Annotated in this window: 24 protein-coding genes; 11 read left to right on the forward strand and 13 right to left on the reverse strand. The window is 62.3% G+C overall.

Annotation, left to right across the window (positions count from 1 at the left end; all coding sequences use genetic code 11):
- The first annotated feature begins 120 nt into the window (after positions 1-120).
- Complete coding sequence (locus tag KSW38_RS08775) at positions 121-1947, forward strand: glycoside hydrolase family 2 protein (RefSeq protein ID WP_216924645.1); 1827 nt, start codon at positions 121-123, stop codon at positions 1945-1947.
- Here the strand turns inward: KSW38_RS08775 and KSW38_RS08780 are convergent.
- Positions 1944-2741 (reverse strand): glycerophosphodiester phosphodiesterase family protein, encoded by a 798-nt coding sequence (locus KSW38_RS08780; protein ID WP_216924300.1) that lies wholly within the window; start codon positions 2739-2741, stop codon positions 1944-1946. The two genes, KSW38_RS08775 and KSW38_RS08780, sit on opposite strands and share 4 nt — an antisense overlap.
- A gap of 13 nt (positions 2742-2754) precedes the next feature.
- Positions 2755-3024 carry a hypothetical protein gene (locus KSW38_RS08785; protein WP_216924301.1) on the reverse strand — a complete coding sequence of 90 codons (270 nt, stop codon included), beginning with the start codon at positions 3022-3024 and terminating at the stop codon, positions 2755-2757.
- A gap of 131 nt (positions 3025-3155) precedes the next feature.
- Between KSW38_RS08785 and KSW38_RS08790 the strand changes: the two genes are divergently transcribed.
- On the forward strand, positions 3156-4016 hold the full coding sequence (locus KSW38_RS08790; RefSeq protein ID WP_216924303.1) for an NAD-dependent epimerase/dehydratase family protein: 861 nt from the start codon (positions 3156-3158) through the stop codon (positions 4014-4016).
- Positions 4017-4027: 11 nt separating this feature from the next.
- On the opposite strand, the gene KSW38_RS08795 is transcribed toward KSW38_RS08790, so the two are convergent.
- Genes KSW38_RS08795 through KSW38_RS08810 form a run of 4 tightly spaced genes read right to left on the reverse strand, consistent with a single transcriptional unit; the run spans position 4028 to position 7249 of the window.
- Positions 4028-4837, reverse strand: coding sequence for an HAD family hydrolase (locus KSW38_RS08795; RefSeq protein WP_216924305.1), 810 nt, complete (start codon positions 4835-4837; stop codon positions 4028-4030).
- A 40-nt stretch (positions 4838-4877) separates the two neighbouring features.
- Positions 4878-5405 carry a YbhB/YbcL family Raf kinase inhibitor-like protein gene (locus KSW38_RS08800; protein ID WP_216924306.1) on the reverse strand — a complete coding sequence of 176 codons (528 nt, stop codon included), beginning with the start codon at positions 5403-5405 and terminating at the stop codon, positions 4878-4880.
- Positions 5406-5444: 39 nt separating this feature from the next.
- Complete coding sequence (locus KSW38_RS08805; protein WP_216924307.1) at positions 5445-6386, reverse strand: carbohydrate kinase family protein; 942 nt, start codon at positions 6384-6386, stop codon at positions 5445-5447.
- 41 nt (positions 6387-6427) lie between these two features.
- On the reverse strand, positions 6428-7249 hold the full coding sequence (locus KSW38_RS08810) for an alpha/beta fold hydrolase (protein ID WP_216924308.1): 822 nt from the start codon (positions 7247-7249) through the stop codon (positions 6428-6430).
- Between the two features lie 109 nt (positions 7250-7358).
- Here KSW38_RS08810 and KSW38_RS08815 point away from each other — a divergent pair, with 109 nt between their 5' ends.
- From KSW38_RS08815 to KSW38_RS08830, 4 genes are all read left to right on the forward strand, one after another.
- A complete protein-coding gene (locus KSW38_RS08815) occupies positions 7359-8465 on the forward strand; it encodes a GTP pyrophosphokinase (RefSeq protein WP_216924310.1) in 1107 nt (368 codons plus the stop codon).
- Between the two features lie 7 nt (positions 8466-8472).
- Positions 8473-9969, forward strand: a complete 1497-nt coding sequence (locus tag KSW38_RS08820) for a SulP family inorganic anion transporter (RefSeq protein WP_216924312.1) — start codon at positions 8473-8475, stop codon at positions 9967-9969.
- A gap of 93 nt (positions 9970-10062) precedes the next feature.
- Positions 10063-11058, forward strand: coding sequence for a bile acid:sodium symporter family protein (locus KSW38_RS08825; protein ID WP_216924318.1), 996 nt, complete (start codon positions 10063-10065; stop codon positions 11056-11058).
- Between the two features lie 112 nt (positions 11059-11170).
- Positions 11171-12427, forward strand: a complete 1257-nt coding sequence (locus KSW38_RS08830; protein WP_216924319.1) for a D-arabinono-1,4-lactone oxidase — start codon at positions 11171-11173, stop codon at positions 12425-12427.
- A 61-nt stretch (positions 12428-12488) separates the two neighbouring features.
- On the opposite strand, the gene KSW38_RS08835 is transcribed toward KSW38_RS08830, so the two are convergent.
- The 4 genes from KSW38_RS08835 to KSW38_RS08850 are packed head-to-tail and all read right to left on the reverse strand — an operon-like array spanning position 12489 to position 18139.
- Complete coding sequence (locus KSW38_RS08835; RefSeq protein WP_216924320.1) at positions 12489-14264, reverse strand: acetyl/propionyl/methylcrotonyl-CoA carboxylase subunit alpha; 1776 nt, start codon at positions 14262-14264, stop codon at positions 12489-12491.
- 7 nt (positions 14265-14271) lie between these two features.
- Entirely contained in the window at positions 14272-15975 is a 1704-nt protein-coding gene (locus KSW38_RS08840; RefSeq protein WP_428982377.1) for a 5-oxoprolinase subunit B/C family protein, read from the reverse strand.
- Positions 15976-15993: 18 nt separating this feature from the next.
- Positions 15994-17328 (reverse strand): MFS transporter, encoded by a 1335-nt coding sequence (locus KSW38_RS08845; RefSeq protein ID WP_216924323.1) that lies wholly within the window; start codon positions 17326-17328, stop codon positions 15994-15996.
- 52 nt (positions 17329-17380) lie between these two features.
- Positions 17381-18139, reverse strand: coding sequence for a LamB/YcsF family protein (locus tag KSW38_RS08850; protein WP_216924325.1), 759 nt, complete (start codon positions 18137-18139; stop codon positions 17381-17383).
- 110 nt (positions 18140-18249) lie between these two features.
- On the opposite strand from KSW38_RS08850, the gene KSW38_RS08855 reads away from it, so the two are divergent.
- Positions 18250-18948, forward strand: a complete 699-nt coding sequence (locus KSW38_RS08855; RefSeq protein WP_216924327.1) for a GntR family transcriptional regulator — start codon at positions 18250-18252, stop codon at positions 18946-18948.
- A gap of 105 nt (positions 18949-19053) precedes the next feature.
- Here KSW38_RS08855 and KSW38_RS08860 read toward each other — a convergent pair whose 3' ends face one another.
- The gene (locus tag KSW38_RS08860; RefSeq protein ID WP_216924329.1) at positions 19054-19779 is read right to left on the reverse strand and encodes a LysR family transcriptional regulator substrate-binding protein; all 726 of its coding nucleotides are present in this window, start codon (positions 19777-19779) and stop codon (positions 19054-19056) included.
- A gap of 33 nt (positions 19780-19812) precedes the next feature.
- Here KSW38_RS08860 and KSW38_RS08865 point away from each other — a divergent pair, with 33 nt between their 5' ends.
- Entirely contained in the window at positions 19813-20262 is a 450-nt protein-coding gene (locus KSW38_RS08865; protein WP_216924330.1) for a DUF5997 family protein, read from the forward strand.
- A gap of 50 nt (positions 20263-20312) precedes the next feature.
- Here the strand turns inward: KSW38_RS08865 and KSW38_RS08870 are convergent, their stop codons facing one another.
- Positions 20313-20705 (reverse strand): VOC family protein, encoded by a 393-nt coding sequence (locus tag KSW38_RS08870; RefSeq protein ID WP_216924331.1) that lies wholly within the window; start codon positions 20703-20705, stop codon positions 20313-20315.
- Positions 20706-20818: 113 nt separating this feature from the next.
- Between KSW38_RS08870 and KSW38_RS08875 the strand changes: the two genes are divergently transcribed.
- Positions 20819-21382, forward strand: a complete 564-nt coding sequence (locus tag KSW38_RS08875) for a hypothetical protein (protein WP_216924333.1) — start codon at positions 20819-20821, stop codon at positions 21380-21382.
- A 68-nt stretch (positions 21383-21450) separates the two neighbouring features.
- Here the strand turns inward: KSW38_RS08875 and KSW38_RS08880 are convergent, their stop codons facing one another.
- Positions 21451-22878 (reverse strand): flavin monoamine oxidase family protein, encoded by a 1428-nt coding sequence (locus tag KSW38_RS08880; protein ID WP_216924336.1) that lies wholly within the window; start codon positions 22876-22878, stop codon positions 21451-21453.
- 56 nt (positions 22879-22934) lie between these two features.
- Between KSW38_RS08880 and KSW38_RS08885 the strand changes: the two genes are divergently transcribed.
- Both KSW38_RS08885 and KSW38_RS08890 read left to right on the forward strand, forming a co-directional pair.
- Positions 22935-23681: a TetR/AcrR family transcriptional regulator gene (locus KSW38_RS08885; protein ID WP_216924337.1), complete on the forward strand. Its 747-nt coding sequence runs from the start codon at positions 22935-22937 to the stop codon at positions 23679-23681.
- A gap of 94 nt (positions 23682-23775) precedes the next feature.
- Positions 23776-24903, forward strand: a complete 1128-nt coding sequence (locus KSW38_RS08890) for an L-talarate/galactarate dehydratase (RefSeq protein ID WP_216924339.1) — start codon at positions 23776-23778, stop codon at positions 24901-24903.
- Positions 24904-24910: the final 7 nt, after the last annotated feature.

The raw sequence follows: 24910 nt of genomic DNA on the forward strand, positions 1-24910 counted from the left end.
AGTGGTAGAAACACCATCTCACGTGCGCTGGCGGGTGGGTGCACATTTTCCGGTGATGCGCTTGACTGGAAATCGAACCCCTCCCCTTTCGAAAGAGATGCGTTGACACAGCCAAACTCGATGCCGGCCCTTCCCAAGCCCGAGCATCCCCGTCCCCAACTTGTCCGCGAAAACTGGATCAACCTCAATGGAATCTGGGGTTTTGAGATCGACGCCGGTGACTCAGGTTTGGAGCGCGGCCTCGCCAAGCGGGAGCTCACCGGTGAGATTCTGGTGCCGTTCGCGCCGGAATCGGTCCTTTCCGGAATTGAGCACGTGGATTTCATGGAAGCGGTTTGGTACCGACGCACCGTGACCATTCCCCAGGAGTGGGCTGGCCACAACGTGCTCCTGCACTTCGGCGCCGTGGATCACGACGCGACTGTCTGGGTCAACGGCATTGAAGTGGCCCGCCACAGGGGTGGTTTCACCCCCTTCACTGCCGATCTTGGTGGAGTGACCGAGCCCGGCACGGAAGCGGTCATCGTTGTCCGGGCACGTGACTCGCGGCACGAGATGCAGGCACGGGGCAAGCAGGCAACCTGGTACAACAACACTCATTGCCAGTACACCCGCACCACTGGAATCTGGCAGACGGTCTGGATGGAAGCCGTCCCGGAGGTCCACGTTAAACGCCTCCGAATGACTCCCAACCTGGCCGCGTCAAGCATCACGATTGAGGTTCCGATCAGCCAGAACCGCGCGGGGCATACGGTGACTGCTGTCCTCAGCGATAAGGGCGACGTAACTGTGGAAACCACGGCCAGGGCCGACTTGGATCTCACGCCAACATTGCGGCTGAGCATTCCCGCCGAGTCACTGCGCCCTTGGTGCATCGAGGACCCGTTCCTTTACGACCTTGAGGTGACAGTCCGGGACACTGCCGGAGCCGTCGTTGACCGCGTCAGCAGCTACGCAGCCGTTCGTTCAGTGGCCCTTGACGGCAAAGTGGTTCGTGTCAATGGCAAGGCCGTGTTCCAAAGATTGGTGCTGGACCAGGGCTATTGGCCGGAGTCGCTGATGACCGCGCCGGACGAGGCTGCGTTGGTCAAGGACATCGAGTTGTCCATGGCGGCAGGATTCAACGGTGCACGACTCCACCAAAAGGTGTTCGAGGAGCGTTTTCTCTATCACGCAGACCGACTCGGCTACCTGGTCTGGGGTGAGTTCGGCGATTGGGGCGTCTCCGGAGGAGGAACCATTGGCCACAACCAGAAGCCGACAACGAGTTTCGTAGCCCAATGGCTTGAGGTTCTGCAGCGGGACTTCAACCATCCTTCGATCATCGGATGGTGCCCGCTCAACGAAACGCACCAGGTCCTGCATGATCGACTGACGGTATTGGATGACGTCACGCAGGCCATGTTCCTTGCCACGAAATCAGCTGATCCCACGCGGCCGGTCATCGACGCATCCGGATACTCCCACCGCATCCGCGAAACCGACATTTACGACTCCCATTCCTACGAGCAGAATCCGGAGCAGTTCCGGATCGAGCAGCAGGGCCTTTCAGACGGGAAGCCGTTTGTTAACAGGAATCCACAGGGTGAGGAATACTCCGTGCCTTACGCCGGCCAGCCGTATTTCGTGTCCGAATTCGGCGGCATTTGGTGGAATGAGACGGAGGCGCGCCAAGCGGCGGCGGAAGCTGGCCTCGGATCGGACGTATCGACGTCGTGGGGTTACGGCGAGCGCGTCAGCAACGAGGATGAGTTCTACGCCCGTTTCGACGGACTGTGTGGCGTACTCCTGGATAACCCGGACATGTTCGGCTATTGCTATACGCAGCTGACGGACGTTTTCCAGGAAATGAATGGCATCTTCACTTTCGATCGCAGAAGCAAGTTCGATCTCGAGCGGATCCGGGCCAGCCAAGTCCGTACGGCAGCCATCGAGATGGCCCCCTAAACCCAGTGCCCCCTGCGCACCATAAGGTCCTTCAGCAGGTCCAGCCTGTCGGACACGATGCCGTCCACACCCAGATCCAGTAGACGCCCCATTTCAGCGGGCTCGTTGATGGTCCAGACGTGAACTTGGATACCCAAGCGATGGGCGCGACGAACAAATCCGGAAGTCACCACGGGGACTCGCCCATAGCGGACCGGCACTTGGAAAGCATCGACGCCGGTGAGCACCTTGCGGGCCAAACGCGCCGGCAGTACGGGTCCAAGAAGTACGAAAAGAGCGGTCAGGCTGCTGCCAGCCGAAGAAGCCGTCGGCTGGCTGAGGAGTTTCAAGACTGCACGACGACGCCGGTCGGAGAAGCTCGTTACCAACACCCGGCTATGGATGCCGTGCTTCTCGATAGCCTCGGCCATCGGTTTGACGGAATTCCAGTCCTTCACGTCCAGGTTCAGGCGGGCATCGGGGAAAGCTGCCACCAACTCGTCAAAGGTTGGCACAGGTTCCACTCCCCCGATGCGGGCCTGCGCCACCTCGGCCGCTGTGAGCTCGGCGATCCGGCCAGAAGAATTGGTGACCCGATCCAAGGAAGAATCGTGGAAAACGAGGAGGACCCCATCGGAGGTGGTGTGCACGTCAGTTTCAAGGTGCAGGTTTCCCAGCTCAACGGCGGCACGAAAAGCAGCCATGGAGTTCTCCAACCCATTCATGGAGAATCCGCGGTGAGCCAGGGCCAGCGGCCCCACGGTGCCGTCCTTGCGGAGGAAATATGGCAGCGTCACATCCGAAGCGTAGCCCATTGCGCATAGGCGCCTATGACTCCTCCGTGACCGTCGCCTTCTCCAGGGGCACCACCGCCACGTCATCGCTGATGTGCACCAGCGTGCGGCCCCGACCGCCGTCGAGCTCCACCCAAACTGCTGTTGCATCGCCGGTAATGGCATCCACTATGCCAGCCGATTCGTACCCCGGCGTCAGGGTTACGCTGACGCGGTCGCCCTGGCGAAGTGACCTCCAGTGGTGATCCGGCTCGATCCGCCGCAATGGAGCGGTGTTGAAGTCGTTGATCCTACGCTTGGCCATGATTCCCCTACATCCAACAAGCAAACGGGTCTGTGGCTGAAAGCCTATGGGCCCAAGTTGAACGCGGGTTGTATGGAGACTGGGAAGTTGGTGACAGCTTGGCGGAGCATTAGGGCTGCGAAACTAGTGGCATGACTGTGTTGATTGCCGGGTGCGGCGACCTTGGGACCGAAGCCGGACTGCGATTCGCAGGGCTGGGCCATGACGTGATCGGGCTGCGCCGCTCTCCGGAAAAACTTCCCACCGAGATCCGGGGCATGCAGGCGGACCTCGCACGTGGAGTCCCGGTCATCCCAGCAGATGTGAACATCGTTGTGGTCGCAGTCGCCGCTGATTCTTCCACCGAGGAGGCATACCGTGCGGCGTATATAGACGGCCTCCGAAATGTTCTGGACGCCTTGGACCGTGATTCTGTTGAACCGGAACGTATATTGTTCGTCTCCTCGACAGCCGTCTACAAGGATTCCGACGGAGCGGTGGTGGACGAGACCACACCCACCGAGCCCACACGGTTCAGTGGCAAAGTGCTGGTGGAGGCTGAAAATATGCTGTTCGCCCGTACCCAGGGAACAAATATTCAACCCATCTCCCTGAGGCTCGGCGGCATTTATGGTCCCGGGCGAACGAGACTGATCGACCAAGTCCGGTCAGGGCAAGCTGTGATTCCAGCGCGACCCCGGCACACCAACCGCGTTCACAGGGACGATGCCGCGGCCATGATCGTCCACCTCACCACCATGGATCAAGACCCGGATCCCGTCTACGTAGGCGTAGACGACCATGCGGCCGAGATGGGTGACGTCATGCGGTTTCTTGCTTTGGAAATGGGAATCCCCGAACCACCGACGGCGTCGGAAGACGCCCACGCTGGCCCCGGAGACAAACGCTGCTCCAATAAGAGGCTGCGCGGGACTGGCTTCGAGTTCGCCTTCCCCACATACATGGAGGGCTACCGCGCAGTGCTGGCAGGTCGCGGCGTCCGGCATCCGTGATTGCAGGGGCTTTAGACCGTTTGCTCCGCCAGAATCGCTTCCAGGATCTGGGCCACGCCGTCGTCGTCGAAGTGTGGCGCCTGCTGCCCCGCAGCGAGGATGGCTTCCGGGTGGCCGCTGGCCATCGCGTAGCCGTGACCGGCCCAGCGGAGCATCTCGATGTCGTTGGGCATATCCCCGAAGGCCACGACGTCGGCGGCCTCGATGCCCAACGACTCGGCGTACTTCGCCAGGGTGACGGCCTTGTTGATGCCGGGCACGGACATCTCAAGCATTGCGGTGCGCGGTGCCGAGTGCGTGGTGCTGACCAGATGGGCAACGGCAGGCTGAACTTCGGCAAGGAATTCGTCCGGGGTGCCTCTGCGGGTTATCGCCAGGAACTTCACGACGGCGGCATCCGCCGTCAGCGTCTGATCCAGCGGTGCAGGGGTGAACTCGGCCAGCAGTTCGCTTGTTTCGTTCTCGAGGAAGCCCGGCTCCAGTTGAAAACCAGTCAGCGTTTCCACGGCGAACAAAGCGTCCGGCCGCAGGGACTTGATGATGCGTCGCGCTTCAAAAATGGAGGTGATATCCAACGTGCAGGAAGAAATGGGCTTCTCAGTTTCAAGATCCCAGACCACGGCCCCGTTGGAGCAGATCACGATACCGCTGTGTCCGAGTTGTTCCTGGAGCGGGTACAACCAGCGCGGCGGACGGCCCGTGACGAACACAAGCTCCACCCCAGCGTCCCGGCATGCTTTGAATGCCTTGACGGTCCGATCACTGATCTTGCCGTCATGACCGAGGATGGTGCCGTCAATATCACTTGCTACGAGGCGCATCATGTCAGTCTACGTGGCTGTTGGAACCCAAATGCCGCCGCTAACGCTCGAACATGCCCGTGATGGTGCCGCGCGCCAACGTGTGCGCAGGAAGGGCTGAAGCAAGTATGCGTGCATCGGAATCCTTTTCGATGCCCAGGTCCTCCACGTCCAGCGCATGCACGGCCACTATGTACCGATGCGGTCCGTGCCCTCTGGGTGGCGCCGCCCCGACATAGCCGCTGCGGCCGCCGTCGTTCTTTAACTGGAAGGCACCAGCAGGCAAGGCGTGGCCGTCTTGGCCACCGGAACCGGCCGGAACGCTAGATACCTCAGGTGGAATATTAAGCACCGCCCAATGCCAGTAGCCACCAGGATCGGGAGCATCGGGATCCCACATTGTGACAGCGAAACTCCTTGTCCCCTCCGGAGCTCCGCTCCAGCTCAGCTGGGGAGACATATCTTTGCCGCCCGCACCCAGAATCCCGCTCCGCTGATCCGGACCCAAGGTATCGCCGTCGTTGAACGACTCGCTCGCGACCTGTAATTCCGGCGCGGGCGTCACAGCGGAAGGATCGTGGTCTTTCATAACGCACCTCCTCTTGGCCGGAAATCACCGGCAACAGTTTTAGCTTGCAACAGCACGATGGTTGAGCTCAGCCCGCGTGGGCGGATTAGCCCCTGCCCGCGACACCGTGACGGCGGCAGCACGGGTCGCGTGGTCCATGATGGCGGCAAGGGTCTCAGCCGGCATGGCCCTGAGAGCCCCGCGGTTTTGCGCACCGTCCAGACCGTGGTCAACTATGGCCGACAGCAGCCCGGCCATGAACGAATCGCCGGCACCAACGGTATCCACCACGGTCACGGAAGGCGCCGGGACCTGGGTCTCACCGACGGCCGTGATTCCCCACGGACCGCGCGCCCCCCGCGTCACCACCACAAGGGCGGGTCCTTCCGTACCTCCCAGCGACAACCAGCGGCGCGCCGACTCCAGCGGATCAACGCCCGGATACAGCCATTCGAGATCTTCGTCAGAAGCTTTGACGACGTCGGAGAGCACTACGAAGCGTTCGGCCTGCCTCCGTGCGTAATCACGATCGGTAATGATGCTGGGGCGGCAGTTGGGATCGAAGCTGATGGTGCTGCTCGGGTGGGCATGCTCGACGGCGGCAAGCACGTCCGCGGCACCAGGCTCCAAGGCGGTGGCTATTGAACCCGTATGCAGCAACGTGGCGCCCTGCAGCATGAGCGGCAACCGCTCTCCGAGTCCCGGCAAATCCCAGGTGAGATCGAAGGTGTAGGTGGCGGCGCCGTCGTCGTCGATCACTGCCGTGGCTATGCTGGTGGGTTTGCCGTCAGGCGGAAGGGGGACCATCACGGAACTGGACCGGAGGTGCGCCGCAACGGAATCGCCGTACGCGTCCTTGCCAAACCGCCCGATGAACTGCACTGGGTGATCCAAACGCGCCAAGCCAACCGCGACGTTGAGCGGGCTGCCGCCAACGTGCGCCTCGATTCCACTGGGGCGCTGCACGACGTCAACCAAGGCCTCGCCAATCACAGTCAGCATGGGACCACTCTGCCAGAGGAAGGGCGGGCGCTACCAGTGATTCAGGAGAGCAGGCGTTGTACCAATTCGCGGCACTTCTTGTAGGCCACGGCCTTTGGATCTATCAGATCGAAGTGATCCCCAGGGACACGCAGCAATTGCGCTGCGCTGCCGGCAGCCGTTGCTGCGGCGACATAGGCCTCGGACTGACTGGCTGGAACGTCCTCGTCCTCGGTGGCATGGACGGCGAAAACCGGAACATCAATGGGCAGTGAGCTCATGGGATCTGCGTATTTATGCCGTTTGGGGTATCTGGCAGAATCGCCGCCCATGAGGTTGCAGACTGCACCATTGCTGAGGTTCAGTTTTTCGGCCGCGGCCAGGTTCAGCAAGCCGGACTGGCTGACGACGCCCGTCAGGTGGACGGCGTTATCCTCCGGTCCGCGCACCAGTTGGCGGTCGGCGTCGGGCGCTCCGATGGCCGAGAGGCGCTGCCGTCCGGCGGCCCACACAGCCAGGTGACCGCCAGCGGAGTGGCCCAAGGCCACTACCTTGCCCAGCTGGAGCTCGTGCTTCCCGGCGATCTCGGCGAGATGGTCAATGCCGGCCAGGATGTCTTCGAATGTATGGGGCCAACCACCGCCGTTGCCGGCCCGCCGGTATTCAAGGTTCCAGGCGGTAATTCCATGCGCCGCGAGGTCGCGGGCCAAGGGCTCACCGAGCTCGGCGCCGTACTGTGAGCGCCAGTAGCCGCCGTGGATCACCACCGCAACACCACCCGCGACGGCTGACGCGCCGCGATGGTTTCCGTTGTTCGGTTCCGGTATGAAGAGTTCGCCCCATTGACTGGGGTGTTCGCCGTAGCTGTACTTGTGCCGCAACATTGCGCCCTCCTTTGTACCGAGCCTATCGTGACGTCCCGCAACTTTGGCTAGGGCACCCCGACGGCGGGTGGCCCTCCGCGGTGTCGGACCCGCCCCGTAAGCTGGGGGCATGGCAAGCAATTGGGACAGCCTGGACCAGGACCAGCGCGATGCAGTGGATGCGAACGTGGCGCTCTATGAGCGTGTTCGCCCTGCCCTGAAGCGGGTTACACGGGATGTGCTGCTAACCCTAAGGGACATGCTCAACGACGCCGAAGTCACTCCCCTGTTTGTCACCGGGCGAACCAAAACCGTGGAGTCGTTCCGCGAAAAGATCTCACGCACGGATGATCCTTTGGAGCCGGGCGGCCCGCGGGTCCTCAAATTCCCGGACCCGTTCCGCACCTTGAATGACATGGTGGGCATCCGCGTCATCACCAAACTGCCTGCCGAGAACGCAGCCGTAGCCAACATCATCAAGCGCCAACGCCAGCTCTTCGATTGCCGTGGAGACCGCGAGAAGGACATCGGATCCATCGAATCGGGCACGTACGGCTACTCCAGCCGGCACCTGATCCTGCGAACCATCCAGAATGAGGCCGTCAAGGAGTATCAGCACGTCTTCAACCCGGACATGCCTGCCAACGGCAGCTACTTCTTCGAGTGCCAGATCCGCACGGTTTTTGCGCACGCCTGGAGCGAGATCGAGCACGATATCCGGTTCAAGGCGGAGGATCCGCGCGCATGGACCCCGCATTTCGATCGCCAGTTCACAGCCACTGCGGCCATGTTGGAAACAGTGGAAAGCGCCTTCGCGGACCTCCATGAGCGGTACGAAGAGGTTAGAAGCTATTGGGACCTGCATGGCGAGGGCGCTTCCCCGCTGACTCCCAACCGCGTTCGGGATGTCTGGCGTACGCTACTGCCTCACGTTGACCGTAAAGTTGATGACGACTGGGGGTGGGCTGCCGAACTTCTGGCCGCCCACGGACTCACCAAAACCGTGGAACTCGCGGGGCTCCTTAGTGCCAACCGGATCACGGAGGTCCGCAAAGCCCTGGATCACCGCTACTCCCCGGGCCCCGACCGCCTCCTGGATGACCTCCTGCTGTGGCAGTACGGAACCGAACACATTGACCTCACCGCTGAGGCGCCCGACGTCGTACCGCACCCGCGGCGCGATAGCCTCCAGCGGCGTCTAAAGCAGATTGAGCGTTACCGCCAGACTGCACTGTAAGGACGCCATGACTCCCGAGCAACTCATGTCACTGCGGGCAACCTTCCGCTCGCCCCGCCGCCTGCTGACGGAATCCCTGGCTGGACTCGTGGTTGCACTGGCGCTCATTCCAGAGGCCATCGCGTTCTCGGTCATCGCGGGCGTCGATCCCCGGGTCGGGTTGTTCGCTTCCTTCACCATGGGTGTGGTCACGGCCCTTGTTGGTGGCCGTCCAGCCATGATCTCCGCAGCGACAGGGGCTGTGGCCTTGGTCATCGCTCCCGTGATGAAGGAGCACGGACTCGACTACCTGATCGCAACGATCATCCTGGCGGGTGTCTTCCAGATCATCCTCGCTGTCCTCGGTGTCACCCGGCTCATGCGCTTCATTCCGCGATCGGTGATGATCGGCTTCGTGAACGCACTGGCCATTTTGGTGTTCATCTCGCAGATGCCGGAACTCTTCAATGTCCCGTGGATGGTTTATCCAATTGTTGCCGTGGGACTCGTCATGGTCTTTGGCCTACCCCGCCTGACCACGGCCATTCCCGCGCCCCTCGTGGCGATCGTGGTCATCACTCTGGTGACGGTTCTGGGGCATATCGATGTTCCGACGGTCAGTGACAAAGGCGAGCTCCCCCACAGCCTGCCCGGGTTCTTCCTGCCCAATGTCCCACTGAACCTGGAGACGTTCCAGATCATTGCGCCCTTCGCATTGTCCATGGCCCTCGTGGGCCTCCTCGAATCACTGCTGACGGCCAAGTTGGTGGATGACGTCACGGATACCCGCTCCGACAAAACACGGGTTTCCTGGGGTCAGGGACTGGCCAACATCGTCACGGGATTCCTTGGTGGCCTGGGCGGTTGTGCGGTGATTGGACAGACAATGATCAACGTCAAGGGATCTGGGGCCCGGAGCAGGCTCTCAACGTTCCTGGCCGGCGTCTTCCTGCTGGTCCTGGTGGTTGTCCTGGGCGACATTGTGGGGATGATTCCCATGGCTGCCCTTGTTGCCGTGATGATCTTCGTTTCCCTGATTACCTTCGAGTGGCATTCTGTTCGGCTATCCACCCTGAAACGCCTTCCCAAATCAGAGACCGCCGTCATGCTGATCACTGTTGCCGCTGTTGTGGCGACGCACAATCTGGCGGTGGGTGTCGGCGTCGGCGTCATGACCGCGATGGTGCTGTTTGCGCGCCGCGTGGCGCATTTCGCCACTGTCGAGCGCACCGAACTGGAGCTCAACGGGGAAACCGTGGCTACTTACACAGTGGACGGAGAACTCTTCTTTGCCTCATCCAATGATCTGTACACCCAGTTCGACTACGCAAAGGATTCCTCGGAGGGCATAGATCGCGTGGTGATCGATCTCCATAACTCGCACCTTTGGGATGCATCCACTATTGCCGTGCTGGACTCGGTCACTGAGAAGTACCGCAATCACGGGCGCGAGGTGGAGTTCATCGGACTCAACGAAGCAAGTATCCTCATGCGCGAAAGGCTCGCGGGAAAGCTGAACGGCTGACACACGCATCCGAAACAGCGGTCATCTGACATATATGCCGCGGTGGAAGTAACGAACTCAGCCATGCCCGCGGACCCATGTGAGCATGGATAAATGCTTGAGGCAACGAATTCCCAGACAGAGACCTCAGGGTCCGCGGCTCCCGTCAACGCAGCCCTCGCCGCAGAGGCCAAGATCGCGCGGATAGCCGTGACGGTTTTCCCGCTCCTGGTTGTGTTGGCTGGCGTGCTCGGGTTCCTCCTTCCGGAAATGTTCAAGCCCATGGGCGTCGCCGTTCCTTACTTACTGGGCGTCATCATGTTCTGCATGGGCCTCACCCTGACGCCGCCCGACTTCGCTTCTGTGGCGCGCCGTCCGTGGGCTGTGGCACTCGGCATTGTGGCGCACTACGTGATCATGCCTGGGGCAGGCTGGTTGATTGCCGTGCTGCTTCAGCTTCCGCCCGAGCTCGCCGTCGGCCTTATTCTTGTTGGCTGCGCACCGTCCGGTACAGCGTCCAACGTAATGGCGTTCCTGGCCAAAGGTGACGTGGCCTTGTCGGTCGCTGTTGCCTCGGTTTCCACGTTGATCGCTCCCATCGTCACGCCGGCAATTACCCTCTTGTTGGCCGGTTCATTCCTGCACATTGATGCCGGCGCCATGGTCCTGGACATCGTGAAGACCGTGTTGCTTCCGGTCATCGCAGGCCTGCTCGCTCGACTCTTCCTATCCAAGCTCGTCGCAAAGGTGCTTCCGGCACTTCCGTGGGCGTCCGCCGTCGTGATTTCACTGATCGTGGCGATCGTCGTGGCCGGCAGCGCCAGCAAGATCGTTGCAGCCGGCGCCATCGTGTTCCTCGCAGTTGTCCTCCACAATGGCTTTGGGCTGGGCCTGGGTTATCTCGCCGGCAAACTGGGCCGCCTGGATGACAAGGCCCGCCGCGCCCTGGCATTCGAGGTTGGCATGCAGAACTCCGGCTTGGCCGCGACCCTTGCCACGGCGCACTTTAGTCCGCTGGCTGCGCTGCCCTCCGCCGTCTTCTCGCTGTGGCACAACATCTCCGGCGCGATTGTCGCGGCATGGCTGGCTCGCCGTCCACTGAAGGACTAGCGTCCCCCGGCTCCAGCTCTGCTTCAGCCAAGTTGGACACATCTTGACGCAATTAGTTGTGAACGTTAACAATTACGGAAGCCGATAAGTAACCAAGCGGGAAGATCATTCAATGAAGAACTGGGCAGGAAACCTTGAGTATTCGTCCGCTGACGTCCAGCGGCCCACCTCCGTGGACCAGCTGCGCGGGCTTGTGGCCAACGCGCCGCGGATAAAGGCCCTCGGTTCCCGCCACTCCTTCAACAAGGTCGCAGACACCGATGGCATGCACGTTCTCCTGGATGCATTGCCGCAGGAAATCTCACTTGATGCCGGGAAGGGCACCGTCAAAGTCAGCGGCGGTATCAGCTATGGCGCACTTTGCCGGGCGGTCGAGGAACAGGGTTATGCCATCCACAACCTCGCTTCGCTCCCCCACATCTCGGTAGCCGGAGCTATCCAAACCGGGACGCACGGCAGTGGTGTCGGCAATCCCTCCTTGGCTGGCGCCGTCGTAAGTATCGACCTGGTGCGGGCAAATGGCGAGCTGGTGACACTTACTTCGGACGACGACGAGTTCCTCGCCAGTGTTGTGGGAATCGGCGCCCTGGGAATCGTCACAGGACTGGAACTGGCCGTCCGGCCGAGCTATCAGATGCGGCAGCGCGTGCTCACGGGACTGCCGTGGGAGAGGGCTTTGGCTGACTTCGCGAACATCGCGTCGGCCGCGTACAGCGTCAGCTTTTTCACCGACTACACCGGCGGGTCCATCCCGCAGGTATGGTTCAAAGCCCTGGACTCCGAGCCAGCCCTGCCCGAGCTCTTCGGTGCAACCGCCGCTACTGCCGCTCTCCACCCGCTGCCCGGGATGTCGGCGGAGAACTGCACGGGCCAGCTGGACGAGCCCGGCAAATGGCTGGACCGCCTGCCGCACTTCCGCCACGAATTCACGCCCAGCAACGGTGAGGAACTGCAGAGCGAATTCCTCCTGCCGCTTGAGCACGCGCCCGCGGCTCTTCAAGCTGTCCGAGAGCTCGCGGACAAGCTGGCGCCGCTGCTGTTCATCTCCGAAATCCGCACAGTAGCCGCGGACGAGTTCTGGCTCAGCCCGTTCTATGAGCAACAGAGCGTGGCCCTCCACTTCACATGGAAGCCACTGCAAGCCGAGGTGGAAGCGGTACTCCCCGAGCTTGAAGAAGCACTGCGTCCCTTCGGCGCCAGGCCGCACTGGGGCAAGCTCTTCACGCCAAGCCTGTACGACTTCGCGGCCCTCTACCCACGCTTCGAGGACTTCTGCAGCCTCGCCATCACCAACGACCCCTCGGGCAAGTTCCGCAACGGCCTATTGGACAGCATTTTGGGAGCCAAAACCTCGTTGCTTGGCCACTAATCCGTTGCTGCCCCACCACGGAATAGCGGGTTAGCGACGTTCCAGCGGCGCTCCTGACCCACTACTGGATGTGCGCCAGCACGGCTCCGGCGGAGACCACTCCGCCGGGTGCCGAGAGCACTTCGGAGAGCGTGCCTGCTCGGTGGGCTGCAACCTGCGTTTCCATCTTCATCGCCTCGACCACCAGTAACGGGTCGCCTGCTGAGACCTCGGTGCCGGGCTCCACGAGCCACTTCACTACGGTGCCGGCCATGCTGGAGACCAGGGCTGATTCCGCTGGCGAGGCTCCCGTTGAATCGGACGCTCCCAGGGAATCACCCTGCAGTCCCGTGACCACCGAGCCTGAGGGAAGTCCCTGCCCTGACCGGGCCCAGCCCTCCAGCAGATCAGCCGGGAGTCCCACTGCGAGCCGCTTGCCGTCGACATCCACGGTGATGGTGCGCCGCACGCCACCGGGTGCGACCACGTTGTATTCGGAATCAACGGGGATCTGATCTGCAAAGTCCGTCTCGATCCAACGCGTGTGAACGCGCAGCCCGGCTACGGATGTAAAGTCATCGGACTCCACAACCGCTCGGTGGAATGGCAACACGGTGGGCAGTCCGGTGATCTCCATTTCCGCAAGCGCACGGCGTGCGCGGCGCAGCGCTTGCTGGCGGTCTGCACCAGTAACAATCAATTTGGCCAGGAGCGAATCGAACTGCGGTGCAATAAACGAGCCCGCGCGCACGCCGGTGTCCAAGCGAATGCCGGGACCCGTGGGCGCTTGGAACGATGCGACTGTGCCCGGGGAAGGAAGGAATCCGCGGCCAACGTCCTCGGCGTTGATGCGGAACTCAAAGGAATGGCCGCGGGCGATGGGATCCTCGGAAATGCTCAAGGGCAGGCCGGCTGCAATACGGAACTGCTCCTGAACGAGGTCTATCCCGGCCGTTTCCTCGGTAATGGGGTGCTCTACCTGCAGGCGCGTATTTACCTCAAGGAAGGCCACCGCCCCATCCGCGGAGACCAAGAATTCAACAGTCCCGGCGCCGTAATAGCCGGCCTCGCGGACGATTGCCTTGGCGGCGTCATAGATCTGCTGCTGCTGGGACTCGGTAAGGAAAGGCGCGGGCGCCTCTTCCACGAGCTTCTGGTGACGGCGTTGGAGGGAGCAATCGCGCGTGCCCACCACAACGACGTTGCCATGGTTATCCGCGATGACCTGCGCCTCAACGTGCCGCGGCCTGTCAAGGTACTGTTCAACGAAGCATTCCCCCCGCCCGAACGCTGTGATGGCTTCACGCACTGCGGAGTCGAAGGCCTCCTCCACTTCGGCCAGTTCGCGGACAACCTTGAGCCCGCGACCACCGCCGCCAAAGGCCGCCTTGATGGCCACCGGCAGTCCGTGTTCCTCGGCAAACGCCCGGGCTTCAGCAGCAGTGGCAACCGGCCCATCGCTACCGGCCACAAGGGGGGCTCCAGCCCGGACGGCGATCTCGCGGGCTGTAATCTTGTTGCCCAACTGGCGGATCGACTCCGGCGACGGACCGATCCACTCGAGTCCGGCGTCGAGGACTGCTTGCGCAAAGTCAGCGTTTTCCGAGAGGAAGCCATATCCGGGGTGGACGGCGTCAGCCCCCGACTGCTCGGCAATGGAGAGCAGCTTCGCGACGTTGAGGTATGTCTCAGCAGGGCTGTTTCCGACCAAGCTGTAGGCTTCATCCGCGGCACTTACGTGCATTGCGTCGGCGTCGATATCCGCATAGACGGCCACGGACGAGATGCCGGCGTCATCGCAGGCTCGGGCGACTCGAACAGCGATTTCTCCGCGGTTCGCAATCAGGACCTTTCGCATCAAATACTCACTTCTCTGGGGTCTTGGTGAAGTCGGGGGAATCGGGGACCATCCGGAACCGGATCCGTCCGCCAATGGGGACCTGCCCGGCAAGGTCAAGGTGTTCGTCGCGAACGACGCCGATCACGGGGTAACCACCGGTGATGGGGTGGTCGGCCAAGAACAGCACGGGGAGGCCCGCGGGCGGGATCTGGAGGGCACCAGCCATAGTCCCCTCACTGGGAAGTTCACCCTCGCGGGCGCGCTGGAGAGGAGTCCCGTCCAGTCGCATGCCAACGCGGTTGGATTGTGGCGTGACCACCCATTCCTGGCTTGTTAGGGACTCGATGGCCGATTGATCGAACCAGTCAGCGCGCGGTCCGGGAACCACATCGAGCACAGTGACGCCCGTACCTGGGAACTCCGGTTGCAGCTCCGGGCTTCCAACGGCAGTGGAGGCCGTGGCGTCGCCCGCCAGAAGCTCCTGCCCAACCACCAGTGGGGCCGGTCCAATCCCGGACATCGTATCGGCCGAACGACTCCCCAGGACTGCGGGGACCGCTATGCCGCCGCGGATTGCGACGTAGTTCCGGAACCCGGCCTCGGGCGGTCCGAGCGCAAGAACTTCGCCGTCGAGCAATGCGAATGGAGCAGCCATCGGGACGGTGCGCACTGCGTCCTGGGCGTCTCCGTCAGGCTCCTCGGAATCAGCCGACGACGGCGACTGGACCGTTAGAGTTGTCGGCGCACCTGTCACAGCAATCACCTGGTCGCCGAACGCTTCCACCGTAAGTCCGCCATTGACGGTTTCGATGGCTGCAGCCGACGAGTTGTTGCCGACAAGACGGTTGGCCCGGCGGAGCGATGCCCTGTCCAACGCACCGGCCGCCGAGACACCCAAGGCACCGTAGCCTCTGCGGCCCAGGTCCTCGATGAGGCTTTGCGCGCCGGGGTTGAGTATCCGCAGGCCGAAGTCCGTGTGGTGATCCGCGTCGGGTTCGACTTGATGCTCAACACTGGTTGTGACAACCTCGCGAGCCGTCACAACCTCACGTACAGCGCGGTACTGCACCCTGTCACCGGGCCGAACCAGGGCCGGTTGCGAGCGGTCCAAGTCCCACATCCGGGCTCCCGTTCGGCCAATCAGCTGCCAACCGCCGGGAGAACGCCGGGGATAGACGGCGGAGTACTGGCCGCCCAGAGCCACAGAGCCAGCGGGAACTGCCGTGCGCGGCGAGGAGCGGCGGGGAACCGTTAAGACGTCATTCTCGCCCACCATGTAGCCAAATCCGGGAGCGAAGCCAGCGAATGCAACAGTCCAAATCTGGCCGGTGTGAGCCGCAATCACGCCCTCCACGCTAAGCCCGGTGAGCCCCGCGACATCGGCAAGGTCATCGCCGTCGTACACGGTATCGATGACCACCAGCCCGGAGTCGGTCGACTTCGTCGCGATGAGTTCCAGTTCGAGCAACCGGGCACCGATGGCCCGGGTTGCCGCTGCGGATTCGCCAACGACCATCACGGTTTCGGCTGCTGCCAGGACGTCTACCTGGCCAGGAAGCGGAGACTTGTAGAGCATGTCCTGCAGGGCCAGTACGTCCTGCAGCCCATCCAGCTCCGCAAGGACGGCACGGGTGCCGACGGGTCGCACCGAGCGGACCCTCTTCGCAGTGCTCGATTGCGTCGGGGTGCTCGATTGCGTCGGGGTGGTCGTTTGCATCACGGTCTCCATCATCCGCTTCGTCGCCAGTTAGGCGGCCGACTCCTGCAGCAGGCGAAGGTCTTCTTCGGGCTTCGGATCCCGGCCCAGGAGCATGCCCACGATCGTGACAACGGCTGTCAGGACGAGGTATCCGGCGATCAAATACCAGCCGCCGGATGCCGCGCCGTAGAGAGCAGTGAAGATGATGGGCGCAACGGCTCCACCAATCACGCCGGCCAGGGTGTAAGCCAGTGAGCTGCCGGCATAGCGCAGGCGGGCAGGGAACTGCTCAGTGATGAAGGCGGCCTGTGGGCCATACATGAACGCGTGGAGCGCCAAACCGATCACTGTGCCGATGGTCAGCATAACCACTGACTTGCCCTGGATCATGAGGAAGAACAGGGGAATGTATACGGCTGTAGCGGCCGCTGTAACGCCGTAGACGAGGCGGCGGTTGAAGCGGTCTGTAAGAGCGCCGGCCAACGGAATGAGAAACAGCTGGAATGCGGATCCGATGAGGATGGCTGCCAGGACATTACCCGTGGTCATGCCAAGTTGCTTGGTGGCGTAAACCGCTACAAACACCGTGAAAAGCGCGTAGAGGACGTCCGGGCAGACCCGGGAGAGCGCTGCTGAAACCAAGGCCTTGGGTTCAGTGGTGAAGACCTCTTTGATGGGTGCTTTGGGTCGTTCACCGTGGGCTTGAATTGCCTTGAAGACCGGGGTTTCTTCGAGCTTGAGGCGGATGATCAGGCCAAAGACCACCAGGAGTGCGGATGCCAGGAAGGCGACGCGCCAGCCCCAGGAAAGGAAGGCCTCGTTGCTGAGTGAAGCAGCCAGGATGGCGAGGACCCCATTGGCCATCAGGTTGCCCGCGGGCGGGCCAATCTGTGCAGCGGAGGACCAGAAGCCACGCTTGTTGGGGTCGCCGAATTCACTGGACAGCAGAACTGCTCCGCCCCATTCGCCGCCAACACCGATGCCTTGGGCGAGGCGAAGAAGAACCAGGATGGTGGGCGCCGCCACGCCGATCACTGAATAATCAGGCAGCGCACCTATGAGGACGGTCGCGACGCCGATAAGCACCAGCGTGAATACAAGGACGTACTTGCGACCAATCTTGTCGCCCAAACGCCCGAAGATGACGCCGCCGATCGGGCGGGCCAAGTAGCCCACCGCGAAAGCTGAGAAAGAGAGCAACAGTGCAACGAACTCATCGTTGCCGGGGAAGAAGATCTTGGGAAAGACGAGGGCCGAAGCCACGGAGTAGATAGCGAAGTCATAGTATTCAAGCGATGTGCCGGTGAGGCTGGCTATGTATGCCTTGAGGGCGCCGGCCGGTGGCTTCCTTGTCACGGCCTTGGCTGCGTTGGTGCTGGTCATGGTTTCCTCCGGGGGGATGAGGGGTGTGCTGCGGGGCCTGGTTCAAACAGGTCTAGAGGAACGAGCCGATGCTGACGCCGGCGTCGTCGAGAGCGGACTTCACTGCAGTGGCCATCGCGACGGCCCCCGGTGAGTCACCATGCACGCAGATGCTCTCTGCGCGGATCTTCAGGATGGAACCATCGATAGTCCTGACGGACTGTTCGATGGCCATCCGCAAAACGTGCTCCGCCACTTCAGCGGGGTCGTGCAGGACGGCGCCTGCTTGGGTTCGTGGGACGAGGGTTCCGTCCGGGTTGTAGGCGCGGTCCGCGAAAGCTTCGGAAACTCCACGAAGTCCGGCTGCGTCTGCAAGACGGAGGACTTCGGAACCGGGGAGACCGAGGATCGGAAGGTTGGGATCAACTGATTTCACTGCCTCAACCACGGCCTGTGCCTGCGCAGTGTGCCTAACTATCGCGTTGTAAAGTCCGCCATGGGGCTTCACGTACTGGACGCTCCCACCCGTCGTGGCAGCCAGCGCCTGCAGGGCGCCGATCTGGTAAACGACATCGTCGGCCAGTTCCATGGGATCAACGTCCAGGAAGCGACGGCCGAATCCTGCAAGATCCCGGTAGCCGACGTGGGCGCCAATCACGACGCCGGCCTCAGCCGCCTTCTTGCAGGTGCTGCGAATAACGCTGGGGTCGCCAGCGTGGAATCCGCACGCAACGTTGGCACTGGAAACGGATGCGAACATGGCTGCGTCGTCGCCCAGCGTCCAACGTCCGAAAGACTCTCCGACGTCGCTGTTCAGGTCGATGACTGCCATGGTGTGATTCCTGCCTCGTGATGTGCGTTACATCAAGGATGCACCAAATTACCGGATTGTTCAACAATCCGGCGATCTTAATTTTTGAGCAATCGTGTAATTTTGGTGTCATGGCCAGTGCAGATCAGAAACCGCAGCAAAAAGCTGGCATCGACGGCGCCGGAGCCCGCCTGCGCCTACGTGTACCTTCGGTTGCGGAGAGGGTTGCGGAAGAACTGCGCTACCAGCTGGCCGAAGGCTTCCTCGTGCCAGGTGCCAAGCTCACGGAAGCCACCATCGCCGAGGACCTGGGGGTTTCGCGCAACACCGTCCGTGAAGCCTTCGCCGAACTGGCCACTGAACGCCTCCTGGTCCGCCACCCCAACCGCGGGGTGTACGTCGCCACCCTGGAAGCAGGGGATATCCACGATGTCTATACCGTCCGCCGCGCCATCGAGGTCAGTTCCATCCGTGCCGGCGGTTCTCCTGAGCGCATTGCCGCCGTCAGGGCAGCCGTCGAGGAAGGCAAGCGCGCAGCAGCAGCCAATGACAACGAGGGCCTGGGCAGCGCCAACCAGCATTTCCATGGGGCCATCGTTGCCCTGGCCGAAAGCGGGAGGCTGAACACGATCATGGCCCAAGTGCTCGCTGAGATGCGTCTCTACTTCCACAAGGCCACCATGAACGCGCACTTCTACAGCGACTGGCTGAAGGAAAACGAGCAGATTTGCTCGGCACTCGAATCCGGCGACTTGGAGCGCGCCGGGGACCTTCTGCTCGCCTACCTCAACAGGTCAGAGCAGCAGCAGACCACAATCCACGGCGAATAGCCGGGATTCGCTGCACTCCTTCCCACTCGCCTCAGTCCGTAGCCCGAATTTCCGCCGATTGCAGCGCTCCAGGCCGCAAAATCGCGGAGCAACTGGGCAGGAGCGTCAGCGCTTGCCCTTCTTACGGGAACCCTTGCCACGGCCCTTGTCCGGATTCGGAGCATAGCGCTGCGCCACCGCGGGCTTCTTGGGCCCGCTGCCTCGACGATCCGGTTTGGGAGCCTTCTTCGGCTTCTCCTGCTGGGCGGACGGCTGGCGTGAACTCTGCGCTGTCCGGCCCCGCACGATCCCGATGAATTCCTCAATCACCGGGCTATCTGTTCCAGCAAGCCAAGCGAGGCCAATCTGCGTGCCGGGAGCTCCTGTCAAAAGCCGCATCACGGTCTGCTTGTTGTTCAGGTGCCGGGCCACTGACATGGGCAGGATGGCCAACCCGGCTCCGGAGGCCACCACCTGCAAGGCCATGTCCGGCCCGCCCATTTCCTCCACGTCCAGGAAGTTCTCCTCGGACAGGTCCTCCAGCGCTACCTCTTCAAACACAGAGATCTCGTGCCCCTTCGGAGCGACCACCACGGGCTGCTCTTCATAGAGGGGAATGACGTTCAGGCCTTCCCGGTCCACGGGCAGCCGAACAAAGCTGAGGTCAGCGGAACCGTCACGCAAAACCGAAAGCTGCGCACCGTCGTCGGACATGAACGCGTGCAATGGGACGTCCGGCATCCGCTCTTCCCACCGCCGGATCCATTTCCCAGGCGTCACTCCCGCAACATATGCGAAGCGAAGCTCGGTGATGGGCTCGGTTATTTGGGCGGATTCGTCAGTGGCTGGCACACACTCACAGTACCGGCCAGATACCCTTGAAGCATGACGTCCTCGAACTCCCAGTCCATGAAGCCGGCCACCGTTGCCAAGAAACTCGGCATCTACCTGCCCGCGACACCCCAGGAGTTCCAGGATTCGTCCATCTCCCGCGAAGAATTCGCCGAACTCCAGGCCAACCCGCCGGAGTGGCTCGCCGAGCTCCGCCGCAACGGCCCGCACCCGCGCCCGGTGGTGGCACAGAAGCTGAACGTCTCCATCAGCGGCCTCGCCCGCGGTGGCGTCGAAGAAGCACTCACGACGGCGGAAATCACGGAGCTGCTGCAGGCTCCCCCGCAGTGGTTGGTTGTGGAGCGCGCCACCCACGCTGCAGTCCGCGCCGAGGCCCAGCGGGTCAAGGAGGAAGCTGCGAAGAAGGCAGCCACGAAGGAAGCCAAGGACAACGCAGCAGCAAAGCGTGATGCCCCGAAGACGTCAAAGCGCGATCACGCATAGTTTGAACGGGCTATGGCCGGGACCAGTTGGTCCCGGCCATAGCTGTTTAACTAGTCTTGGTGTAGTTGGACGAAGTTCCCGCACCCGTCGTCGAAGACCGCGCTGATCCCGGAGAAATCCTCAGTGGGTTCGCTCTGGAACGTCACGCCGGCAGCCAGCAAACGCTCGTACTCAGCCTGTACGTCAGGCACACCAAAGGTGATCGCTGCCAACCCGGCCTCATGCAACGCGTTCATGTAATTAGCGCCGATCGGGTTGTCGCTGGGCTCCAGCAGGAGGCCCACTGAATTCTTGTCTGCGCCGGTGTCCGCCCCGGGATCCTTGATGATGAAGAGGTTGTATTCGGGCATGGCCATCAAAGTCTCGAAGCCAAGCGTTTCCGTATAGAAAGAGTGGGCCGTAGCGGGGTCCTTGACGTGGATGCTGCACATTTTCAGTCTCATGGTGCCTAGGCTACGCCCGCAATGCGGTGAATTGTCCGTACGGAGGTGTCGCCCGGAAACACTCTGGCGCATACTGAAATCACAGCATCGCGTACTCGCCTGGAGGTGGTCAAATGCCCGCCATGATGCTCCTGTGGGGCGTAGCCCTGGTGCTCGCAACAGCGGCAACCACGTTCGTCCTCCACAGAAAACTCACGCATGGGCGCGGCCCGGAACCGGACACGATCTTCTGGGACCTCTTCGCGGGCCTGGTGGTGATTCTTCCGGCCATCCTGGTTCCCGCAGTGGAATGGGCGCCGGCCGGACTGATCATGGTCTTCGTCGCGATGACCACTGCAGCAGCAACACTGGCGACCAGCCGCAGGGTGGACCGTCTCCACGCAGCTGAGCCCCGGCGTCGTCCCGGTTTTGCGGAAGCTGCCGCCCGCCATGCGAGCGTCCTCCAGCAGTGGCAGCGCTACGAACTCGATCCCGGGCAAGCAATAGATTTCCCGGCAATGACGGACATCAGAACGGCCGAGACGGCTGCACTTGCCCGCGCCATGCGGGAGGCTGAGCGCTGCCGGGTGACACCCGGGACCGACTACCAGGCCGCCGTCGAGCGTCTGGCACAAGCACTCATCGAAGCGGAGCGGGCGGCAGGGGTGCCGACGGCCGGACAACGCGCGCCGAGGTGACACTTAATGCGTATCCCACGCTGGAACATTGTCATCTAGTGCCACCTCGGCGGACGTCTGCGTAATGGTTAGCCGACCGGCAGCGCGCTCAACTTGTTGGCCTCGACGATGCGGGCAGCGGTTGCCTGCCCCATCCGGACCGCGCCGTCCACGTGCTGGTAGCCCTCGGCCGCGAGGTCGGACGAGGACCAGTAGATCGGTCCCACGTTCGCGTGCTGGTCCTTGCCGTAGCGGTGCAGGCCGCCGAGATCGTAGCTGGATGCGTACGCGCCGCGGGTCCATTCCTCGGAGCCCCAGTCCGATTCGTAGTAGACCTCGGGAGTCAGGGCCTTGTCGCCGAGGAAGCCGGCGATGGACTTGAGGACGGCCTTCTTGCGGTCTTCTGCGCTGAGCTCGAACACGGCGTCCGCTTTTTCATCGGAAATGAAGCCCACCAATGTGCCGCGGGAGTCGCCGTGGTTGGTGTTGTCGTAGACCTCCTGCACCAAGGCGCCGGCGCTGAACCCGGTGCCGGAGAGGCCTTCTTCGCGCCAGAACGGCGTGCTGTACACAGCGTGAACCTTGATGACCAAGCCCAGTGACTGGTGCTGGTGCATTTGGTGCTGGCGGCGCGGCAGCGGCGGGTTGAAGGAAACGCGTGAGTACAGGTTGGGCGGCACTGCCATGATCACATACCGCGCGTTCACCGTGGCCCGCTCAGATTCAACCGTCACGCGGTCGGCGTCCCAGTTGATGGTGCGAACCGGGCTGTTAAGCACGACGTCGGAACCCAGCTCGGCTGCCTGGAGCAGCGAAACCTGCTGCATGCCCCCAATGACGCGCTTGTCCAGGATGAAGTCTTCGTCCGTCAGGTGTGTGAAGGAGCCTGCGGAAGCGGCCATGAGGACGGCCTGCAGTGCAGAGAAGGCGTGGGCAGGCTTGGTCAGCATGCCGCCGGCGATGAAGAGCCCGATGTTATTGCAGGCTTCTTCGTCGTTGGAGTTCTGGCGGAGCCAGTGGTGGAAGGAGATGGTGTCCAGTTCGCGGGCCTTGGGGTGCGCCCAGGGCTCCGTCGGCCCGATCTCCGCGGCGAGCCCGTCCAGGATGGCAACGAGCTTGTCCATCTCGGCCTTGGTGTGCTCGTTTACGGGGAAGGTGTCACCCGTGTACTGGACGCGTTTGCCGTCGGCACCGATGTAAACGGACTCGCCGTCGCGGTAGCGCGGGTACATTTTCAGTCCCAGCTCGTCCAGCAGGTCCATGAGGGCCGTCTGGTCCGGGGAAACCCACTGGCCGCCGATTTCCAGCATGGCGCCGTCGATGGTGTCGGTCCAGGTGCGGCCGCCCACGCGGTCGCGTGCTTCCAGCACGGCAACGCTGAGTCCGGCCTTCTTCAATTCGCGTGCCGCCGTCAACCCTGACGGTCCGGCACCGACGATCACAACGTCGCGATCAAGATTCTGCATGATGTCCTCTCCGTGGCCGTCCGTGGTGGCTGACCAATAAATGAATGCCATTCATTTATATTCGATGATAGCGGCCAAGTCCGCGACTGGGAAGACCCGATGGAATAATGCTGGAGATACAGGCAGCAGAAAGGCTTCCGATGCCCGCACCCACACCCGCTCCAGAACCCGAGCCGGGCGTTGCCCCTTCTCCTGCCAGCAAGGCGCGGCGGCGCGCCGGACGGCCCATGGCACGCATCCTGGACCAGAACGGCATCACGACGGCGGCCCTGGAGTTAATCAGCAGCAAGGGTTACGACGGACTCACCATGGCAGCGCTGGCACGTTCGCTGGGCGTGGCGCCATCCGCCCTTTACAACCACGTAGCATCCAAGGACGACGTCCTCTTGCTGGTAGAGGACCACTTGGCCGCCATGGTTGATGTCTCTGCCTTTGGTGTGGAGCCGTGGGATGTGGCTGTGCGCCGCTGGGCGTGGTCGTACCGGGATGTGTTCTCGGAGCACACGCCCCTGATCCCCGTCATTGCGGTGCTGCCGGTTGCGAACGCCCCGAAGACCCTGGCGATGTACGAGGCCGTGACGGCTGGATTCCGCGACGCCGGCTTCCCTGAGGAGAAGATCATTTCGGCGATTGTTGCCCTGGAGGCCTTCGTCTTTGGAGCCGCCTACGACGTCACCGCGCCTGAAGACATCTTCGATGCCGGCTCGCTCGCGGACCAGGTACCCAACTTCACCGCCGCTGTGGACCGGCTTGCCCTTGAGCAGCATCCGCGGCCAACGGACGTTGCTTTTAGCCTGGGGCTGGAGGCTCTGATCGGCGGGTTCGGGGCACTGCGACAAGCTGTTTCCGACTGACGCGACTGACTGAGAGTTTGAGGAGTTCTTGTAGTACAAGTTAATAACTTGTATCCTAGGTGTCAGGCAAAGATGCCCACCCCTTAGGAGAACCATGAGCCCCGTAGATCTCATTCGACACATCAAGTTGTCAACGGCCCGCTTGCCCCTCGTAGTGCCCATCAGCGATGCCAAGGTCTTTACGGGCCGCCAGAAACCGATGACCGAAGTCGTCTTCCTCTTCGCAGAGATCACCACGGAGCAGGGCCACAGCGGCATCGGCTTCAGCTATTCAAAACGTGCTGGTGGTCCGGCCCAGTACGCCCACGCGAAGGAGGTCGCGGAGGGCGTCATCGGCGAGGACCCCAACGACATCGGCAGGATCTATACCAAGCTTCTCTGGGCCGGAGCTTCCGTGGGCCGCTCGGGCGTTGCAACCCAGGCCCTGGCAGCAATAGACATCGCGCTCTACGATCTCAAAGCCAAGCGCGCCGGACTTCCCTTGGCCAAACTGCTGGGCTCCTACCGCGACTCGGTGCAGACCTACAACACCTCCGGCGGCTTCCTCAACTCCACGTTGGAAGAGGTCAAAGCACGCGCAACGCAGTCGATCGAAGAAGGCATTGGTGGCATCAAGATCAAAGTGGGCCTCCCGGATTCCAAGGAGGACCTCCGTCGCGTGGCGGGCGTCCGCGAACACATCGGCTGGGACGTACCGCTCATGGTGGACGCAAACCAACAGTGGGACCGGGCAACCGCCCTGCGCATGGGTCGCCAGCTTGAGGAATTCAACCTCATCTGGATCGAAGAGCCGCTGGACGCGTATGACTTCGAAGGGCACGCACACCTTGCCCAGGTCTTGGATACCCCCATCGCCACAGGCGAGATGCTGGCCTCCGTTGCGGAACACAAAGGCCTTATCAACGCCAACAGTTGCGACATCATCCAGCCCGACGCACCACGCGTTGGCGGCATCACCCAGTTCCTGCGCCTCGCAGCCCTCGCCGACGAACGTGGCCTTGGCCTGGCTCCGCACTTCGCCATGGAGATCCACCTCCACCTGGCTGCCGCCTACCCGCGCGAGCCATGGGTGGAGCACTTCGATTGGCTGGATCCATTGTTCGAGGAACGCCTTGAGACCAAGAACGGCCGCATGATCGTTCCGGACCGCCCCGGACTCGGCGTAACGCTGAGCGGGCAGGCCCGTGCCTGGACCACCGAATCCGTGGAATTCGGCGCGTAATCTTGAA

It is taken from the genome of Paenarthrobacter aromaticivorans (assembly GCF_019038615.1).
Classification (GTDB): domain Bacteria; phylum Actinomycetota; class Actinomycetes; order Actinomycetales; family Micrococcaceae; genus Arthrobacter; species Arthrobacter aromaticivorans.

Coding starts and splice junctions, on each gene's coding strand:
- KSW38_RS08835 (WP_216924320.1), bottom strand. CDS start 14,264: ATGCGAAAGGTCCTGATTGCGAACCGCGGAGAAATCGCTGTTCGAGTC.
- KSW38_RS08830 (WP_216924319.1), top strand. CDS start 11,171: ATGAAGAACTGGGCAGGAAACCTTGAGTATTCGTCCGCTGACGTCCAG.
- KSW38_RS08820 (WP_216924312.1), top strand. CDS start 8,473: ATGACTCCCGAGCAACTCATGTCACTGCGGGCAACCTTCCGCTCGCCC.
- KSW38_RS08785 (WP_216924301.1), bottom strand. CDS start 3,024: ATGGCCAAGCGTAGGATCAACGACTTCAACACCGCTCCATTGCGGCGG.
- KSW38_RS08855 (WP_216924327.1), top strand. CDS start 18,250: ATGGCCAGTGCAGATCAGAAACCGCAGCAAAAAGCTGGCATCGACGGC.
- KSW38_RS08810 (WP_216924308.1), bottom strand. CDS start 7,249: ATGTTGCGGCACAAGTACAGCTACGGCGAACACCCCAGTCAATGGGGC.
- KSW38_RS08780 (WP_216924300.1), bottom strand. CDS start 2,741: ATGGGCTACGCTTCGGATGTGACGCTGCCATATTTCCTCCGCAAGGAC.
- KSW38_RS08795 (WP_216924305.1), bottom strand. CDS start 4,837: ATGCGCCTCGTAGCAAGTGATATTGACGGCACCATCCTCGGTCATGAC.
- KSW38_RS08880 (WP_216924336.1), bottom strand. CDS start 22,878: ATGGCATTCATTTATTGGTCAGCCACCACGGACGGCCACGGAGAGGAC.
- KSW38_RS08840 (WP_428982377.1), bottom strand. CDS start 15,975: ATGGAGACCGTGATGCAAACGACCACCCCGACGCAATCGAGCACCCCG.
- KSW38_RS08885 (WP_216924337.1), top strand. CDS start 22,935: ATGCTGGAGATACAGGCAGCAGAAAGGCTTCCGATGCCCGCACCCACA.
- KSW38_RS08800 (WP_216924306.1), bottom strand. CDS start 5,405: ATGAAAGACCACGATCCTTCCGCTGTGACGCCCGCGCCGGAATTACAG.
- KSW38_RS08865 (WP_216924330.1), top strand. CDS start 19,813: ATGACGTCCTCGAACTCCCAGTCCATGAAGCCGGCCACCGTTGCCAAG.
- KSW38_RS08805 (WP_216924307.1), bottom strand. CDS start 6,386: ATGCTGACTGTGATTGGCGAGGCCTTGGTTGACGTCGTGCAGCGCCCC.
- KSW38_RS08870 (WP_216924331.1), bottom strand. CDS start 20,705: ATGAGACTGAAAATGTGCAGCATCCACGTCAAGGACCCCGCTACGGCC.
- KSW38_RS08815 (WP_216924310.1), top strand. CDS start 7,359: ATGGCAAGCAATTGGGACAGCCTGGACCAGGACCAGCGCGATGCAGTG.
- KSW38_RS08850 (WP_216924325.1), bottom strand. CDS start 18,139: ATGGCAGTCATCGACCTGAACAGCGACGTCGGAGAGTCTTTCGGACGT.
- KSW38_RS08790 (WP_216924303.1), top strand. CDS start 3,156: ATGACTGTGTTGATTGCCGGGTGCGGCGACCTTGGGACCGAAGCCGGA.
- KSW38_RS08775 (WP_216924645.1), top strand. CDS start 121: ATGCCGGCCCTTCCCAAGCCCGAGCATCCCCGTCCCCAACTTGTCCGC.
- KSW38_RS08825 (WP_216924318.1), top strand. CDS start 10,063: ATGCTTGAGGCAACGAATTCCCAGACAGAGACCTCAGGGTCCGCGGCT.
- KSW38_RS08875 (WP_216924333.1), top strand. CDS start 20,819: ATGCCCGCCATGATGCTCCTGTGGGGCGTAGCCCTGGTGCTCGCAACA.
- KSW38_RS08890 (WP_216924339.1), top strand. CDS start 23,776: ATGAGCCCCGTAGATCTCATTCGACACATCAAGTTGTCAACGGCCCGC.
- KSW38_RS08845 (WP_216924323.1), bottom strand. CDS start 17,328: ATGACCAGCACCAACGCAGCCAAGGCCGTGACAAGGAAGCCACCGGCC.